The sequence below is a fragment of the Paenibacillus chungangensis genome, from assembly GCF_042675905.1.
Taxonomy (GTDB): Bacteria; Bacillota; Bacilli; order Paenibacillales; family Paenibacillaceae; genus Pristimantibacillus; species Pristimantibacillus chungangensis.
In genome coordinates this window covers 170,638-186,368 of record NZ_JBHTJZ010000011.1, presented here as the reverse complement: position 1 = coordinate 186,368, position 15,731 = coordinate 170,638, and the positions used below count along the sequence as shown (strand labels likewise).

The window sequence follows — 15,731 nt, the reverse complement described above, 5'->3', positions numbered from 1 at the left end:
AAACGATAGCAATGCACGTAGCTTCATATGGTTGTCCCTTTCCATTACTAAGATAAAAAAAGTATAGCACGAGCGCTTCAATCTGCGGTATAGCAAGGATTCGATCGAGAATGCGCATCTTGTTCGATAGTTATCCGATTGTGCGATTATAGTATGCACTGCACAGGATCATACATCATGCGGGTGGCGGAGGGCGCACGGAGGGGGGTATGATGAGGCCAACTTTATTAGATTGGAGACTGACTATGAAAATGATGGGGATGCCGCCGGTTGCGGACGCGACGAAATCGCGCACCATTGTCCGGACCAGATTCTGGTCCAAGCTGCTGCAAGGGAAGTATTTGATGCTTATGTTCCTTCCCTGTCTACTGTACTATATTTGCTTCAAATACTTGCCGATGTTCGGCATCATCATCTCATTCAAAAATTACAATCTGTTCCGCGGCATATGGGAGAGCGAATGGGTAGGCTTCCACTATTATCGGATGTTCTTCAGCAATCCGGACTTCCTGCTCCTGATGAGAAATACGTTCTTGCTCGGCTTCTATAACCTCGTCTTCGGCTTCCCGGCTCCCATCATACTGGCGATCCTGTTCAATGAGCTGAGGAGCATGGTGTTCAAGCGCTTCGTGCAAACCGTCAGCTACTTGCCGCACTTTATATCCAACGTCATTGTGGCCGGCATGGTCGTCATGTTCCTCTCTCCAACGGGAGGGTGGGTGAACGAAATGCTCGGGATGTTCGGCATCGGACCCATCAACTTCATGGTGGAAGCGGAGATGTTCCGGTCCGTCTTCGTCGGATCGGAAATATGGCAGCATACGGGTTGGGCGTCCATTATTTACTTGGCAGCGCTTACAGGTATTGATCCCTCCCTATACGAGGCGGCGGAAATTGACGGCGCGAGTCGGATGAGGAAGATATGGCATGTCACGTTGCCTGGCATACGTACCGCCGTCATCATATTGCTCATCTTGAATATCGGCAAAATTATCGAGATCGGCTTCGAGAAAGTGTTCCTGCTCTATAATCCAGCGACATATTCTACGGCGGATATCTTGAGCACGTACACATACCGTGTCGGCATTACGCAGGGCAACTTCAGCTATGCCAGTGCAATCGACTTGTTTACCGGCGTTATCAGTCTACTATTTCTGCTTTCCGCCAACTATTTGAGCCGCCGGTTTTCTGATTCCAGCTTGTGGTAATGAGAAGGAGGACAATGTATGCGTAAGCGATTTTCTATATTTGCACTTGTTAACTTGGTCGTCATGCTGATCGTTATTGCCGTTACGCTATTCCCGTTCCTTCATATGGCGGCGATCTCCCTTAGCCATATGACCCCTGTGTTGAAGGGTGAGGTGAGCCTGTGGCCCAAAGGATTGAACTTCGGCAACTATGAGCTGGTGCTGAAGGATCCGCGTATTCTGCAATCCTATATGAACACTATCATCTACACGACTCTGTATACGTGTATCGCTCTCATCACAACGGGGCTTGGAGCGTACGCCTTGTCGAAGAAGGCGATGCCGTTCCACCGGGGCTTCACCATATTGATCGTCATCACGATGTTCTTCAACGGCGGTATGATCCCCACCTTCCTCGTCGTGAAGGAGCTGCATCTGATCGATACGTTATGGGGCATGGTGCTGCCGGGCGCGGTCAGCACCTGGTACCTCATGATTATGCGCACCTTCTTCCAGGCGATGCCGGCGGAGCTGGAGGAGTCCGGCAAGCTGGACGGCCTGACCGACATCGGGCTGTTCATCCGCATCATCGCGCCGTTGTCGAAGCCCGTCTTCGCCACGATCGGCATGTTCTACGCGGTGTCGATGTGGAACAACTTCCAGCTTCCGCTGCTCTATCTGCGCGACCCCGATCTGTTCCCGCTGCAGGTCGTGCTTCGCAACATCGTGCTGGTCGGACAGATGAACGGCACGGATGCGATGGGCATCGGCGAAGATCAGATGGTCGTCGAGGAATCGCTCAAGTATGCCACGATTATGGTGGCGACGATTCCGATCCTGCTCGTCTATCCGTTCCTGCAGAAGCACTTCGTCAAGGGGGTGATGATCGGCGCCATCAAAGGCTAGGCAGAAACTGGTATACTAGCAATAATCGCAAGGGAAAAAAGAACATTCGGGGAGAGGTCGCTATGAAAAAAACGATGAAGATGGCACTTGCTTCGGTTATGCTCGGCTCGGCGCTTGCAGGCTGCAGCTCCGGCGGGAATGATCCCGCCGTGTCGGAGAAGCCCGCCGGGCAGACGCAAGGCAACGCCTCCAGTGAAGGCGGCAAGGAGAACGGTTCTGCTGCGAAAGAGAAAAACAGCTTCACGATGCTGGTAGAATCTCATCCCAATTGGCCCTATGACAAGGAATGGGTGATATGGGACCTGATCGAGGAGAATACAGGAGCCTCCTTCGAGGTGACGACGCCGTCCGGCAAGCTGGATGACACGATTAATCTGACGATTTCCTCCGGAACGATGCCGGATGTCATGTTCATGGGCAACCGGGATATGGCGAACAAGTATGGCCAGCAAGGGGCGCTCGTCAATATTCTGGATTATACGGATAGGATGCCGAACTTCGCCAAGTGGCTGGAGCAGTATCCCGAAGTGGCCCAGTCTCAGCTGGCTGCCGACGGGAAGATGTATATGTTCCCGAATGAAGGCTTCGGGGAGACGAACCGCCAGATCTGGATTCACCGCGACGACGTGTTCCAGAAGCATGGCTTGAAGTCGCCGGAGACGTTCGACGAGCTTCTGGAAGTGCTGCGTGCATTGAAGAAGGAATACCCGGACAGCTATCCGTTCACGTTCCGCTTCGGACCGAACCTGGGCATTCTGAAAAATCTGGCAGCCCACTTCGGTATTCACGACACCTACTACATGGATAACGGCGAGATCAAGTACGGACCGATCGAAGACAATTACAAGAAGATGCTGGAGTATCTGAGTACGATGTACAAGGAAGGGCTTATTCCTCCGGATTGGCTGACGGTCGATACGAAGAAGTGGCAGGATATGCTGTCCACGAACAAAGCTTTCGTCACGGTTGACTACATCGGCCGTGTAGACTTCTTCAATCTGGCTATGCGCGCAGAGATGCCGGAATATACAATGAAGTTCATGGCTCCTCCCATTGGCTTGCCGGACGGAGAGGCGCTTAATTACAACGGGCATGTCGTCAATTCAGGCTTGACCGTCGCCTCCACATCGAAGAAGATCGAGTCGTTCATGAAGGTAATGGACTTCTTCTACAGCGAAGAAGGACGCGTCATGTCCAGCTGGGGCAAGGAAGGCGAGACGTTCAAGAGCGAGAGCGGACAGAAGCAATTCCTGGGCGACTACAAGGAAATTACCGAGCTGAGAAAGTCGACAGGTCTGGCGACTAACGGCACATATACATGGATTGATTACGATGCGCATCTGTCTCTGGCCTCCGACGAGTTGAAGGGTGCTTACGAAGGAGCGCGCCAATACGATGCGCCTTATCGTCCGAAGGCGGAGCTGAACGAGCAGGAGCTTGAAGTCAATACGACGGTAGGCGAGCAAATTCAGAAATATCAGCAGGAGAATGTGACGAAGTTTATTTTGGGAGACAAGGACTTCAGCGAGTGGGAGGGCTATGTGGAAGGCCTCAAGAAGCTGGGGCTGGAGCAGATGATGGACATTCAGAAGGCTGCGTTCGAAAGAGCGAAAAACGTAAGCTTGAAATAGATCCGCTGGCGGGCTGCAGAATCGGAATCGATGGGGTTCCAGGCTTCTTGCAGCCCGTCCTTGCAGTACACGAGAAGAGGAGGATTAATGACGGATGAAGGGGAAAAGATGGATAGCCATTTGTGTGAGCGCGTTCATGCTGTTGGCGCTATGGCCAGTATACGGCGGTATAGGCCGGGTGGCGGCAGTAGGCAGCGGCGGCACTTCGAGTGCGAATATTCCGGTAGCGGGCGATTATCGCGCAGTCGTTCCGATTGCAGCTGCAGCACCGATTGTCGACGGCAGCTTGGTTGATTCTGCGTGGCTCATTGCGACCGAGCTGTCGCCGCTGCGGACTTTTTTTGATCAGGTGCAGGATCAGCGTGTGAACGTCAAGCTGACGCATGATGGAGATACGCTGTATGCCGCAATCGAAGCCTACGATCCCGACTCGGCGTTGGCGCTTGTAGATGTGGTGATTGCAGGCGAGGATAGCGGCGGCTCCTACTACCATGTGCCAATAGCTGTGGGAGCGACGGGGGATTCGTCTTACGTGACGAACTGGGGAAGTCATCGCTATGGCGAGGATGGAATGGTGCCTTCCGCGTATGAGGTCGTTCATGTGAGAGACGGCGGCTATGTGAGGGCTGAAGTAGCGATTCCCGCGAGCAGTCTCGGCATGCAAGGAATTGCAGCTGGCGACAGCTGGCGGTTCAATATCGTGGCGATTAAGAAGCTGGGGGAGGAAGCCTTCAGCTCCTGGGTGCCTGTACGCGAATCTTACTTTGTGCAGGATAGCTCCAATGAGATTGTATTCAAGGCGTATATGCTGCCAGAGGGCAGGATGGGAAGCGTATCCTTTGGAGGTATGGGGACACTGCCGGGTTACGCTAAGGCTGCTCAGGCATGGGAGCCGGTTGGCGCAAGTCTGCAGTATGACAGCTTTCAGCAGAAGACGGTTGCCTTCCAGGAGCCTTTCGCGGGAAGTTATGAAAGCGATTACAATTTTTGGTGGGTGAGTCCGGACGGCAGGATGGAAGTCATTGATAGCCCGAGCATGCAAGTCGCCGGAGGCGAGGTTCAGGCGACCTTCCAGCATCCTGAACCGCGGCAAGACGGCATGTACCGATTGGCGATTCATGCCGATGGAGCGAATGAAGCGGCGCTGTATACAGGGGAGCTTGCCTTCGACCGCTATGCGATGATCAAGGCCGGGGAAGGGCCGCCAGCGCCGCTTCCGCCGGATGGTGCGACGATTGTTGCGGCGGAACCGGCGTCGGCAGCCGTACAGAAGGTGCTGTCGATCATCCCGGAGAAGACGGGCATCTACTTCACGGGCATCCCGCACTTGCCGGATCTGAGGCCGGAGAGCTTGTACAATTGGAGCCCCGATCAACCGAATGTTATCTCGACGAAAGCGGACGGAACCGTCTACCCCAGCGCCGAATATCCCGAGACGGGAGTGATGCGGGTGACGAACAGACTGGGGCAGGAAGTAGAGTATCCCTATTATGAGGATGCAAGCGGCAGGAAATACTTCTTGTCAGCCCATGTCTGGTTCATGCAGCATGCGTATGCAGTCAGGCAGACGGAGATCATATCCCGTACGGACCCGCTGGGAGCAGCCCGCTTGCTCGCCCGCTTCGCGGAGCTGTATCCGGCTTACGTATCGACGCAGGACTATCCCCATCAGTCTTATCCGCTCAACGCAGATGCGGGCGCACCGTATGCGTTCTATGGGGGGACGTGGCATCGCTGGTATGTGATGGACTTCTACTATTTGAAGCATCTGGTGTCCGCATATGAGAATATCAAGAAGACCAACGCCTTCCAAGTGCTCGGCGACGAGCTGAACCGGAATATTGAGGAGGAGGTGGTGGGCGGCCTGTTCCGCGCTTCGGTGGAGCAGTTGGAGGCTTATCCGTTCACGGCGCATAATTTGGAATTCCACAATTGGCAGGCAGTCGCGCAATTGGCGGAGGCGCTGGAGGACCCCCGTTATATTCATGCGGTTACGGAGAAGCTGTCCCGCTTCACGGAGGAGATGTACTTGCATGACGGCTTCTTCAAGGAGGTGACGTTCTCCTACCATCGGCAATCGACGAACGGGGTTGTAGCCAGCATCAAGCGGCTGAACGGCTGGAGCGATCCGACGGGATACGTGTCGGCGAGAACGGGACTGCGATACGATAATTTGCAAATATTGGATCAATTCCCGGTGCTGGGCAATGCGATGGAGCTGAACCGGTCTATCGTCTATCCGAACGGCAGGTACGTACCGCTGCAGGATACATGGGCGAATGAGCTAGTCGCAAATCCCGATGTGCAGTCCGGCTCCAGGCTAATACCGGCTGGCGGCATCGCCCGGATGGTGAACGACGGGGCTCAAGTGCATATGACGTTCCCGCCGAAGTACGGGCATGAGCAGAAGGACCCGCTCAATATGACGCTGTTCGCGAAGGGGCAAGAGCTGCTGCCCGACATCGGCTATACGCATACGAACTATCGGCAGTGGACCCGCTCAACGCTGGGGCATAACACGGTGGTCGTTGACGGCGCGGATATGAATGTGACGAGCGGGCTGGGCGAGCTTGCCGCAGCCAATCATGGCGGCAATATCGAGGTGTTCGGCGCGGCAGGCGATCTGCTGCAGGTGACCAGAGCCAGTCAGCAGGCGGCTTATCCTCAGACGGAGGATTACGCCCGGGAGCTATGGCTGATCGACTTCCCGGAGGAGACTTCGGCCGACAGCTATGTCGTGGATTTGTTCCGGGTGAAGGGTGGAGAACGACATGAGTACACGCTGCAAGGGGATGCGAATCGGGATGCCTGGTTCACGCCGTCGGTGACCATGTCAGTGTATGGCGACTATCTGCTTCCGCCGGGAACAGTGGTTACACCGCCGCAAGACGAACTCGATCAAGGGGATGCCGGAGGTCACTACTACGGCTACGCGTATGTGAAGGATGTCCAGGACGCTTCGCTTGCCGACGGCCGCTATGAGCTGGCATTGACGACTCATGACGGTGAAGGGGCGGCTGCAGGATTGCATATCCACGGTCTGGCTGGAGACGACGGCGCTCAGTTGTTCCTCGGACGATCGCCATCACTGCGGGCGACGCGGACGGAGCCGGGAGGATCGCGTTATTTGGACAATAATGTGCAAGCCGCTCTGTACGATATGCCTAAGATGGTCGTGCGCCGGGAAGGCACAGGGCTTGCTTCGCAGTTCGTTCATGTGATGGAGCCGCTCGCTCCCGGGCAAGCCGCACGTGTCAGCGGGGTGGAGAGACTGACGCCAAGCAGCGGGGAAGAGGGAGATGTAGCGGTCAAGATCGCTTACGGAAATACGACGGACTATATTCTCAGCTCCCGGAATGGAGAAACGCCGCTTGTCGTGCAGGATATGAGGCTTCAGGGCAAGCTTGGCTTCATTCGGGTGGAGAATGGAGTAGTGACTCGGATGGTCGTTATCGGAGGGGATTTGCTGCAGAAGGGGACGAAGAAGGTATACGGCCCTAAGAGGATAGAAGGCGTGATCGCATCGGTCAAGCGGCTGGCGGACGGGGATTCGGCGGACGGCATATTGACGGCTGCATCAGTTCCGAAGGCCGCTGTCGGTCAATATGCGATCGTGACACATCCAGACGGGAAGAAGAGCGGCTTCCGCATTAAGGATGTTAAGAAAGCGGGCGAAATGACGCTTGTGGAATCGGATGGACTTGATCCCGGCTTTACCGTCTATGCCGACGGTTCGTCGCGCATGCGCTACTTTCCGTTCACGGCATGGGAGGGCGAGCATCGCTTCCATATCGACCTCATCACAGAGAGACTGGGAGATTCGCCGAGGTTCCATGACGGGAGCGGGAATCCGCTGACCGAACTGCCGCTTGCCGGTCCGGCGCTGGCCAGCAACGATCTGCGCAATCTTGGCAATAGCGGCAAGACGGCGGAGCTGATTATGGTGTGGAAGGATGAGGAAGGCGTGGTAAGGGAAGTAGCTTCAACGGGAACGAATCTGAAGAGCGGTGCAGAGGAATCGTTGTCCGCTTCAATTGAAGGAAATTGGTCCGAAGGAGGTACGCTGGAAGCGTTCCTGTGGGACAGTCTGGACACTATGCGTCCATTGACAGCGCCGTCCGCTACAGCATCCAGCGCATCATCTGGCGGGAGCAGCAGTGCAGAGGGCGGAGGCTTCGGCGGAACAGGCAATGTGAAGCAAGGTTCCGGTGCGGTCAGCGAGAAGCGCGGTTCGGGTGGAACAGGCAGTCTGAAGCAAGGTTCCGGTGAGTTGTCTTCAGGCAAGGATACGAAAGTTACCGTTGCATTGATGACGAAGAACGATGCCCGGAGCTTGGAAGTCACGCCTCCGCCAGTCAGCAACTTGCTTGAGGTGGCGGTGAATACCGGGAATAAAGAAGTTGTCTTCTCGGGTAGAACGCCGTTCGGCGCATACAGGCCAGTCACAGCATTATTGCTGGATGCGGGTGGCGGAGTGCAATACATCGGCCAGACGGAGAGCGACGGGGGAAGCTTCTTCTCGTTCCGAATGTCCTACGATGTGTTGTTGTCCGGGAATTACACACTCCGCTTAGGCTCTGCCGACTATGATCGTGTGCTGACCTATACATTCCCATTGCCGCTTACAGGTACTGCCAATGTAGGGAGCGCGGGACAGAAGGGAGAGGCTGTACAATGAGAACAAGAATAGGCTCGCTAGGGATATGGCTGCTGTCCTTCCTGATGGCTGTAGGTATCTTGCCTTTATCTGCGTCTGCAACAGGAAGCGGATGGACGCTGATCGAGATGGAGCGGCACGAGTTCGAGGAGACGGCTGTCGGCGGGATTCCGCGTTCCGCCGGCCAGCGCAGGAGCGGTTGCCGTTACGGAAGCGGTATATGCCGGAGGTGCCAGAAGCTTGCGCATTAGCGACGACAGCGTCTCGCAATACAGCGTGTTCCGGGCGCTGCCCGGCTCCATGGAGAAGGTGTCCATGTCTGTGGACGTGCTGTCGCAGCCTGCTAAGACGGTAGAGCTTGGGTTGAAGGATGCGTCGCTCACACCGGTTCGCTTGTACTTGCAATCGAACGGTGCGCTGCAGTATTACGACGGAGCTTTCCACGATACCGGCTTGACTTACGATACCGGCGGATGGAACAGGGTGCGGGTGGATCTTGACCTGGCGGAAGGAGCGTTCTGGCTCTCCGTTAATGGGGGGAGCGCTGTGCGAATCGCCATCGCCGCCTCTGTGCGTCCCGTATCGGTGAACGACATGTATATCCGTTCCGGCGGCAGTCTGAAGGACTACGACATCTATATCGACAATTGGTCGGTGTCCAGAGTGCTAGGGATTCCTCAGCCTTTCCAGACCTTGTTGCCTGCAGAAGGTGCGGAAGATGTACCCCTAATCGCGACGCTGCAATGGGAGCAGTCGGCGGATACCGAAAGCTACACGGTGGCAGTCAGCAAGCAACCGGATATGAGCAGTCCTGTATGGGAGCTGGCTGCCGGTTCCAGCCTTAGTGTGACCGTTCCGGAGTTGGATGCCGGCACATGGTTTTATTGGCGAGTGACGGCAAGCAATGCGCTGGGGAATGCAGAGACCGCCATCGCCTCCTTCCGAACGGAAAGCGCTCCTATTGTGCTTCGGCCAGTAGTGGAGCTGGAGCGGAATGGGTTCGAGGAGACGGGACTGGGCTTCGTCCCGGGAGGCTTCCGATTGGCGCCCGCCGGGACGATGCTGGTCGGCGTATCGAATGAGCATGCTTTCGAAGGAAGCCTCAGCTTGAAGGTCGAAGACGACAGTGCAGCGCAATACAGCGTGTTCCGGGCGCTGCCGGACGCGATGGAAGCGGTATCGGTGGGAATGAGCGTCTATTCGCCATCCGGCAAGACGGTAGAGATCGGGCTGAAGGATGCCGGATTGACACCGGTTCGCTTGTATTTGCAGCCGAACGGGCTGGTGCAATATTACGATGGCGCCTATCATACCTTGAACGGCTTGCCATACGATCCGGCGGTCTGGACTGACGTCCGCATTGATCTTGATCTGGCGGAAGCCAAGTTCCGAGTGACGTTGAACGGCACCGCACAAGCGGAGGTTGCCATTGTGCCTGGCGTGCTTCCTGCGTACGTCGATGATATGTATGTCCGTTCCGGCGGTTCGGCAAGCGGATATTCGTTCTATGTGGACAATTGGACAGTATCCCGATTTCTGGGCATGCCGCAGCCGTTCCAACTGATATGGCCTGCGGCAGGGATGAGGGATGTGGCGCTAGAGCCCGTCATTGCCTGGAACGAATCAGTAGATGCCGCGGAATATACTTTGCTGCTTAGCGAGCAGCAGGATTTCACAGGGGCAGTTACTTATGCAGCAGGTACGTTGACGAGCTTCGTGCTGCATAAGCTGCAGCCGGAGACGGGCTATTATGCGAAGGTCGTGGCGAGTAATCAGTATGGCATGCAGGAGACTTCGCCGATCTACTTCGAGATCGCTCCGGACCGGGCTTTTACCGTAAAGTCGGTGGAGTTGACCTCGCTGCTGAACGGCACGGTCGTTACGCTGGCCGACAACGAGCCGGTGCTGCGCTTGAAGGCAGAGCTGGCTGCACATCTGAACGGAGCGGGGACGATTGTCATGGCGGTCTATAATAGAGCGGGTGGGTTGGCCCATACTGTCTATTGGGACAAGGCGGCGGAGACCTACGATGCGCTGTCTGCCTCCGTGACTCTTACGCCGAGCGATATTGGCCATATAGATGTATTCGTAGCGGCCTCCCGCTCAGACTGGACGCCTCTGTCCAATGTATGGCGGGTGGAGTAAAAGCTGAGTTAGTCTGAGAATGGGTGACGTGAGAAGCCGCGGTGATGCCGCGGCTTCTTGCGCTATTCATAGGAGAGCTCGTATATGATGCGAGACGTGATGTCCAGTCAGTGAAAGCAGCTTCCAATCGCTCATTTTGCTCACATAGTTCCCGAAAGAGAGCCGGAAAGTATGCGCTATCGCTCAAAATGATCACATAGCCCCGCCAAGAGTGCCTCGTCCATCCCCTAGTCGCTCTCTATCGCTCATTTTGCTTACATAGCCCCGAAAGAGAGCCGAAAAGTTGCGCTATCGCTCAAAATGATCACATAGTCCGCCCAAAAGTGCGCAGCGGCCAGTAGAGCGATCACCGACTTCTCGGCATCAACTGCAGCATCTCTTCTATATCGGATATTCGCAGCATGAGCCTTCCGACGTCTTCGGGCTTGAAGGGATATCCGGCAATGCTGACTATGCCTTCGACATAAGTACGCAAAGCTGGCATGTGAATGCCCACCAGCCTTGCAGAATCATTGGCTTGAAGGACGTAGACATGATCCGGTACAGCCAATGCCGGTACATCGTAATCCCATTCATCGGCTTCGGCTTTCTGGAAGGGGGCATCGATCGGCACAGTAAGCATTCCCTGCCAGTCATGCTCTTCCGGCTCCCCCTCCAGGATCAGCCATATGGGGATCAATCGCCCTTCCTCACCGTCCGGTTCATACAGGACGGTCCCTCTCCAGTTCTCTCCCCAATTTTCTCTCATAAGTGCTATCCCCTTATTCTTTTTTGATTTGTCGCTCCAGCTTGGCAAGCAATTTCTTCGTCGCTTCCGAATAAGCGGCGCCGGCAGATGAAGAGGCCAGTCTTTCACGAAGCCGCTGATCCTGATGCTCCTGTTCGATGCGGCGCTTCATCCTCTCCAGTCTGGCATAGACGAAGCTGGAAGGCAGCATGAACGCTTCGGCTATGTCCCGTGCGCTACACTGCTCGCCCGCTTGCTGCCGAGTCCCCGCGAATCGCTCCAGCATGAACGCAGGCAATGCCGCATACTGCTGGAACAGACCGGCTTGCATTTCCTGCAAGTTGACGAAGGAAGGCGGCAGCCTGTGCTGGTTGCCCACATGCATGGCGGGATGGCAAAGCTCGTGGAAGAAGGCAAGCCGCTGCTCGACTTGATTCATATGAATATGAAGAAAGATGAGGCAGTCGCCCTCTTCGTCGTAGATGGCTTTGGTCTCGCCTTCGGTATAAGCGATATGGGCATTGAACAACGAGGCAATATAGTCTAAGTCAGCCAAGTCCGACGGCTCCTCGATGCCGCTGATTTTATATAAACGATAGATCCAACGTTCCATGTCCGACGGACGATAGAGTTCGAAGTTTAGAGCAATCATAGAACCCGTACCCCTCCGAAATAATAAGAATATATGTTCGTATACAGAGTGAAAATAAAAACCCTGACGGGTTTTTTGTACATTTACCTGCTACTTTGGCGATGAAGGCCCTCTAAACTTGCTTTGCTCGTTAGCCGCCCTGCGCTTCTCTTTAAACGCACGGAACATTTCCAGCTCGCGTCTTAGATGCTCCGCTTCTTCTTCATCCATCTCTTCCGGAGGACCGCCCAAGTAGGCGATATAGACGCCTTCATCAGGCGCAGGACGGTTCTGACTGTCCTCTGTAAGGGGAGAGAGCTCTTCCTTCTGATGATAGGGATAAGGTGAGTCCGAGATGCCCAGCAAGTAATCGCTGTTCGTCTGCAAGGCATCGACAATGGCGACCAGAGTGTCGTGCGGCGGCGCGCTGCGGCCATGTTCATAGTTGCTGATGGCTGCTTTCGTGACATTCACTTTGCATGCCAGCTGCTCTTGCGTAAGCTTATGATGTTTTCGGCGTTCCGTTAACCGCTCGGCTCTGAACACAACGATCTCTCCTTGCTCTGAAAGTACAAGATTATTGTACTAAATGATTGGCGTTTTGGGAAGAGTGGCGGCCTAATATATAGACGGAAACGGGTAGTTGCAGAGTTATGAATAGTCGTAATAGGGTCAGGATAATCTTGACATACAAGATTCTTGTACTTAAAATACGAAGTAAAAGTACAAGTATCTTGTACAATGTGGAGGGGATGTACGATGTTAGGGACAGCCGCAAGAAAGATGATCGATAAACCGACCATTCATGAGCAGAAGAAAGCTCAAAATATATTGAAAAAATATATAGAGTTGAAGCATGTGGTAGAGGATTATCGGTTATATGAGGAAGAATTGAAACGTACGATTTATGAAAGTGAAACGACTAAAAGACTGGATCAAGATGAGCTTTATGCCAATAAAACGGCCAATGCGGTGCAGCTTGCGCAAAATCAGAAGCGTGCTGCGGAAGAATGCGGCATCATTATGAAAGCTTTGGAGCGGGCCGTACATATGATACCGGACGAAGAAGCGAGACAAGCCATCTCACTGCGTTACTTGAAGGGATACACCTATACGGAGACTCTATTATATATGAACCGCGGCGAGAAGAGCTCGACGATGGACCGTAGAATAAAGGAAGGCTTGCTATCCGTTGCGCGTACATTGAAGGCTTGGGGCATGCTAGATTGGCCAATTGGGGATTGATGGGGGTAAGTTGAGGGACACACGGGGCATTTTCCATGATATTCTTTAAGTGTCAAAAAATATTAAATTGATGAAAGGCGCTCTCCAATACTGGAGGACGCTTTTTTCTATTGAAAGAAAGGGGTGAACGGGATGCGGCATTAGAATTGAAGAATTCGCGTTATAGCAAGAAATAGGAGGTGAGACAGTTATCGTTACGGTGAATTCGATTCGTGAAGGAGTGCTGGCGAAGCTGGCGGAAAGCTTTCCTGCTATTGCGATTTTGGAGCAAATGCCGGAGCAGCCGCCGGCCCCGCCTTATATGGCAGCGCAACTGAAGCTGGTGACACAGACACAGCAGCTGGGCGCTTCTGTCATTAGGAGCCATCAATTCGACGTGCAATATGCTGTGCCTGAAGGCGTAAACGCCATAAGCGAGCTGCATGAAGCGGCGGAGCAATTGTATGAGGTGTTCGGCCTTGTATCGATAGAGGACAAGGCATATCGTGGCATGGGCATGCAGCATGAAGTGAAGGATGGCCGGTTGCACTTCAGCGCGGAGCTTCATTGTCGGTTGAATCGGCAGTCTCAGCCGCAGCCGAAGATGGGAGCCATGGAAGGAGTGACGGGCATTCGATGATGGCGGAGAAGAGGGAGAAGGACAAGCCGCTATCGGCAGTACGATACCAGAAAACGCGGCTGTTGAAGTCCGAATGTTGGAAGGCGGAAGAGAAGCGACTATTGACAGCACTTCTGGAGGATGAAGCGATGTATACGCATGAAGAAGCCAGAGTGGTTGTACACACATTTTTGAAGAGGAGAGTGGTCTAGCATGACCGGAGGAACTTGGACAACGCACAATAAGGTAAGACCGGGTGTATATGTGAATATGAGCAATGCGCCGAAGCCATTGTCGGCACTGGGGGAGCGTGGGATGGTAACGATGCCGCTTGTCTTGTCTTGGGGCGAGCCGAAGACAATGATAACAATCGAAGCGGGAGAAGACACGATGGACAAGCTGGGATACTCCATTGCCGCTCCGCAGATGCTGCTCGTCAGGGAAGCGCTGAAGCGTGCCCGCACCTTGCTGCTCTATCGAGTGAATGAAGGGGTGAAGGCAGCAGTGACGGGCGGCGAACTGACGGCTACGGCGAAGTACGGCGGCGAGCGGGGCAACGCGATTACGATTGTTGTGGAAGTGAATGTAGATGATCCTGCGAAATTCGATGTCCGCACTATGGTGGAGGGAGCCGAGAAGGATGTCCAGACAGTATCCGATATTGCCGGACTTTCCGCCAACAACTGGGTCACTTGGAATGCAAGCGGGCAGCTTGCTGCCAACGCCGGAATGCCGCTTGCGGGCGGGGCGAACGGCGATGCCCAGGCTGCCGACTATAACGATTATTTGTCGGCGGCGGAGACGGAGGAGTTCCAGACGATAGCGCTCGTGTCCGAGGATTCTGCCTTGAAGAGCGTATTTGCCTCATTTGTTGAAGGGCTGCGTGATGGAGAAGGACGCAAGGTGCAGGTTGCCATAGCGAATTACTCCGAAGCAAGACAAGAGGGCGTCATCAGCGTCAACAACGGCGTGAAGCTGGCGGACGGCACTGTACTGACAGCCGCTCAAGCGGCAGTATGGGTAGCGGGCGCTACCGCTGCGGCAGGAGTGAATGAATCCTTGACTTATACGCTCTATGACGGAGCTGTGGATGCCGTTCCTCGCTTGACCCATACAGAGACAGTGACAGCTCTGCGCAACGGCGAGTTTCTCTTCACGCAGGACAGGGGAAGCGTACGGGTAGAGCAGGACATTAACACCTTCACTTCATTTACGCCAGAGAAGGGAGCGCACTTCAGCAAGAATAGGGTCGTACGCGTGCTGGATGCAATCAGCAACGATTGCGCGCGGGTATTCCGTTCCTTCTACATCGGGAAAGTGTCCAACCATGCGGACGGGCGCAATCTTCTCAAGGGCGAGTGCATCAATTACTTGACCAATCTGCAGAACCTTGGAGCGATTGGCAGCTTCGATTCCCAGAACGATGTGAAGATTTCTCCGATTGCAGGTCAGCCAGACGGTGTATACATTGAACTGCAGGTCCAGCCGATTGACGCAGTTGAAAAAATTTATATCGCAGTGGAGGTAATGTAATATGACCTATTTGAATGTACAGGATACGATTAGCGGCAAGCAAGCGAAAGCGACTGCGATTATCGACGACCAGATGGAGGAGTTGTTCTATGCGAAGACGGGCGAGGCGACTCTGGAGAAGAGCAAAGCGGATGTGCCGATGCTGGGCAGGACGACGGTCGGCAAGAAGACGATGGGCTGGAGCGGCAGCGGCACGTTGACGATCTATTATATGACGTCCAAATTCCGCGAGTTGACGTTAGATTACATTAAAACCGGACGCGACTTCTACTTTGATCTGCAGGTTGTGAATGAAGACCCGGCTTCCGGCACGGGCAAGCAGACAGTGTTGCTTCGCCACTGCAATCTGGACAGCATTGTGCTGGCCAAGTTCGATGCGACGGCAGAGGATGCGCTGGAGGAAGAACTGCCGTTCACATTCGAGGATTTCGACATTTTGGATTCCTTCACCCCTGTTCAATAAAAAAATAA

14 protein-coding genes are annotated in these 15,731 nt (G+C 54.4%); 11 read left to right on the top strand and 3 right to left on the bottom strand.

Annotation, left to right across the window (positions count from 1 at the left end):
* Positions 1-344 precede the first annotated feature (344 nt).
* From ACFQ2I_RS10480 to ACFQ2I_RS10455, 6 genes are all read left to right on the top strand, one after another.
* Complete coding sequence (locus tag ACFQ2I_RS10480) at positions 345-1,208, top strand: ABC transporter permease (RefSeq protein ID WP_377564251.1); 864 nt, start codon at positions 345-347, stop codon at positions 1,206-1,208.
* Between the two features lie 18 nt (positions 1,209-1,226).
* The gene (locus ACFQ2I_RS10475) at positions 1,227-2,093 is read left to right on the top strand and encodes a carbohydrate ABC transporter permease (protein WP_377564079.1); all 867 of its coding nucleotides are present in this window, start codon (positions 1,227-1,229) and stop codon (positions 2,091-2,093) included.
* Positions 2,094-2,155: 62 nt separating this feature from the next.
* The gene (locus ACFQ2I_RS10470) at positions 2,156-3,724 is read left to right on the top strand and encodes an extracellular solute-binding protein (RefSeq protein ID WP_377564078.1); all 1,569 of its coding nucleotides are present in this window, start codon (positions 2,156-2,158) and stop codon (positions 3,722-3,724) included.
* Between the two features lie 94 nt (positions 3,725-3,818).
* Positions 3,819-8,402, top strand: a complete 4,584-nt coding sequence (locus tag ACFQ2I_RS10465; protein WP_377564077.1) for a heparinase II/III domain-containing protein — start codon at positions 3,819-3,821, stop codon at positions 8,400-8,402.
* Positions 8,399-8,632 (top strand): hypothetical protein, encoded by a 234-nt coding sequence (locus ACFQ2I_RS10460; protein ID WP_377564076.1) that lies wholly within the window; start codon positions 8,399-8,401, stop codon positions 8,630-8,632. The genes ACFQ2I_RS10465 and ACFQ2I_RS10460 overlap by 4 nt, the downstream gene beginning before the upstream one ends.
* A complete protein-coding gene (locus ACFQ2I_RS10455; RefSeq protein WP_377564074.1) occupies positions 8,622-10,526 on the top strand; it encodes a hypothetical protein in 1,905 nt (634 codons plus the stop codon). Before ACFQ2I_RS10460 ends, ACFQ2I_RS10455 begins: the two co-directional genes overlap by 11 nt.
* Positions 10,527-10,872: 346 nt before the next feature.
* On the opposite strand, the gene ACFQ2I_RS10450 is transcribed toward ACFQ2I_RS10455, so the two are convergent.
* From ACFQ2I_RS10450 to ACFQ2I_RS10440, 3 genes are all read right to left on the bottom strand, one after another.
* Positions 10,873-11,274, bottom strand: a complete 402-nt coding sequence (locus ACFQ2I_RS10450) for a hypothetical protein (RefSeq protein WP_377564073.1) — start codon at positions 11,272-11,274, stop codon at positions 10,873-10,875.
* 13 nt (positions 11,275-11,287) lie between these two features.
* Positions 11,288-11,905 (bottom strand): ImmA/IrrE family metallo-endopeptidase, encoded by a 618-nt coding sequence (locus ACFQ2I_RS10445; protein WP_377564072.1) that lies wholly within the window; start codon positions 11,903-11,905, stop codon positions 11,288-11,290.
* Between the two features lie 90 nt (positions 11,906-11,995).
* On the bottom strand, positions 11,996-12,430 hold the full coding sequence (locus ACFQ2I_RS10440; RefSeq protein WP_377564071.1) for a helix-turn-helix domain-containing protein: 435 nt from the start codon (positions 12,428-12,430) through the stop codon (positions 11,996-11,998).
* Between the two features lie 213 nt (positions 12,431-12,643).
* Between ACFQ2I_RS10440 and ACFQ2I_RS10435 the strand changes: the two genes are divergently transcribed.
* The 5 genes from ACFQ2I_RS10435 (at position 12,644) to ACFQ2I_RS10415 (ending at position 15,723) form a co-directional block, all read left to right on the top strand.
* Entirely contained in the window at positions 12,644-13,129 is a 486-nt protein-coding gene (locus ACFQ2I_RS10435; protein ID WP_377564070.1) for a hypothetical protein, read from the top strand.
* A 199-nt stretch (positions 13,130-13,328) separates the two neighbouring features.
* Positions 13,329-13,748 (top strand): phage tail terminator family protein, encoded by a 420-nt coding sequence (locus tag ACFQ2I_RS10430; protein ID WP_377564069.1) that lies wholly within the window; start codon positions 13,329-13,331, stop codon positions 13,746-13,748.
* Positions 13,745-13,939 carry a hypothetical protein gene (locus tag ACFQ2I_RS10425; protein ID WP_377564068.1) on the top strand — a complete coding sequence of 65 codons (195 nt, stop codon included), beginning with the start codon at positions 13,745-13,747 and terminating at the stop codon, positions 13,937-13,939. The genes ACFQ2I_RS10430 and ACFQ2I_RS10425 overlap by 4 nt, the downstream gene beginning before the upstream one ends.
* A 1-nt stretch (position 13,940) precedes the next feature.
* Positions 13,941-15,260, top strand: coding sequence for a phage tail sheath family protein (locus ACFQ2I_RS10420; RefSeq protein WP_377564066.1), 1,320 nt, complete (start codon positions 13,941-13,943; stop codon positions 15,258-15,260).
* A 1-nt stretch (position 15,261) separates the two neighbouring features.
* Positions 15,262-15,723, top strand: coding sequence for a phage tail tube protein (locus tag ACFQ2I_RS10415; protein ID WP_377564065.1), 462 nt, complete (start codon positions 15,262-15,264; stop codon positions 15,721-15,723).
* Positions 15,724-15,731 lie beyond the last annotated feature (8 nt).

Excerpts from the sequence above, each read along its gene's own strand:
- ACFQ2I_RS10465 (WP_377564077.1), top strand. The coding sequence starts at position 3,819 with ATGAAGGGGAAAAGATGGATAGCCATTTGTGTGAGCGCGTTCATGCTG.
- ACFQ2I_RS10425 (WP_377564068.1), top strand. The coding sequence starts at position 13,745 with ATGATGGCGGAGAAGAGGGAGAAGGACAAGCCGCTATCGGCAGTACGA.
- ACFQ2I_RS10460 (WP_377564076.1), top strand. The coding sequence starts at position 8,399 with ATGAGAACAAGAATAGGCTCGCTAGGGATATGGCTGCTGTCCTTCCTG.
- ACFQ2I_RS10470 (WP_377564078.1), top strand. The coding sequence starts at position 2,156 with ATGAAAAAAACGATGAAGATGGCACTTGCTTCGGTTATGCTCGGCTCG.
- ACFQ2I_RS10435 (WP_377564070.1), top strand. The coding sequence starts at position 12,644 with ATGTTAGGGACAGCCGCAAGAAAGATGATCGATAAACCGACCATTCAT.
- ACFQ2I_RS10475 (WP_377564079.1), top strand. The coding sequence starts at position 1,227 with ATGCGTAAGCGATTTTCTATATTTGCACTTGTTAACTTGGTCGTCATG.
- ACFQ2I_RS10415 (WP_377564065.1), top strand. The coding sequence starts at position 15,262 with ATGACCTATTTGAATGTACAGGATACGATTAGCGGCAAGCAAGCGAAA.
- ACFQ2I_RS10445 (WP_377564072.1), bottom strand. The coding sequence starts at position 11,905 with ATGATTGCTCTAAACTTCGAACTCTATCGTCCGTCGGACATGGAACGT.
- ACFQ2I_RS10450 (WP_377564073.1), bottom strand. The coding sequence starts at position 11,274 with ATGAGAGAAAATTGGGGAGAGAACTGGAGAGGGACCGTCCTGTATGAA.
- ACFQ2I_RS10480 (WP_377564251.1), top strand. The coding sequence starts at position 345 with ATGCTTATGTTCCTTCCCTGTCTACTGTACTATATTTGCTTCAAATAC.
- ACFQ2I_RS10420 (WP_377564066.1), top strand. The coding sequence starts at position 13,941 with ATGACCGGAGGAACTTGGACAACGCACAATAAGGTAAGACCGGGTGTA.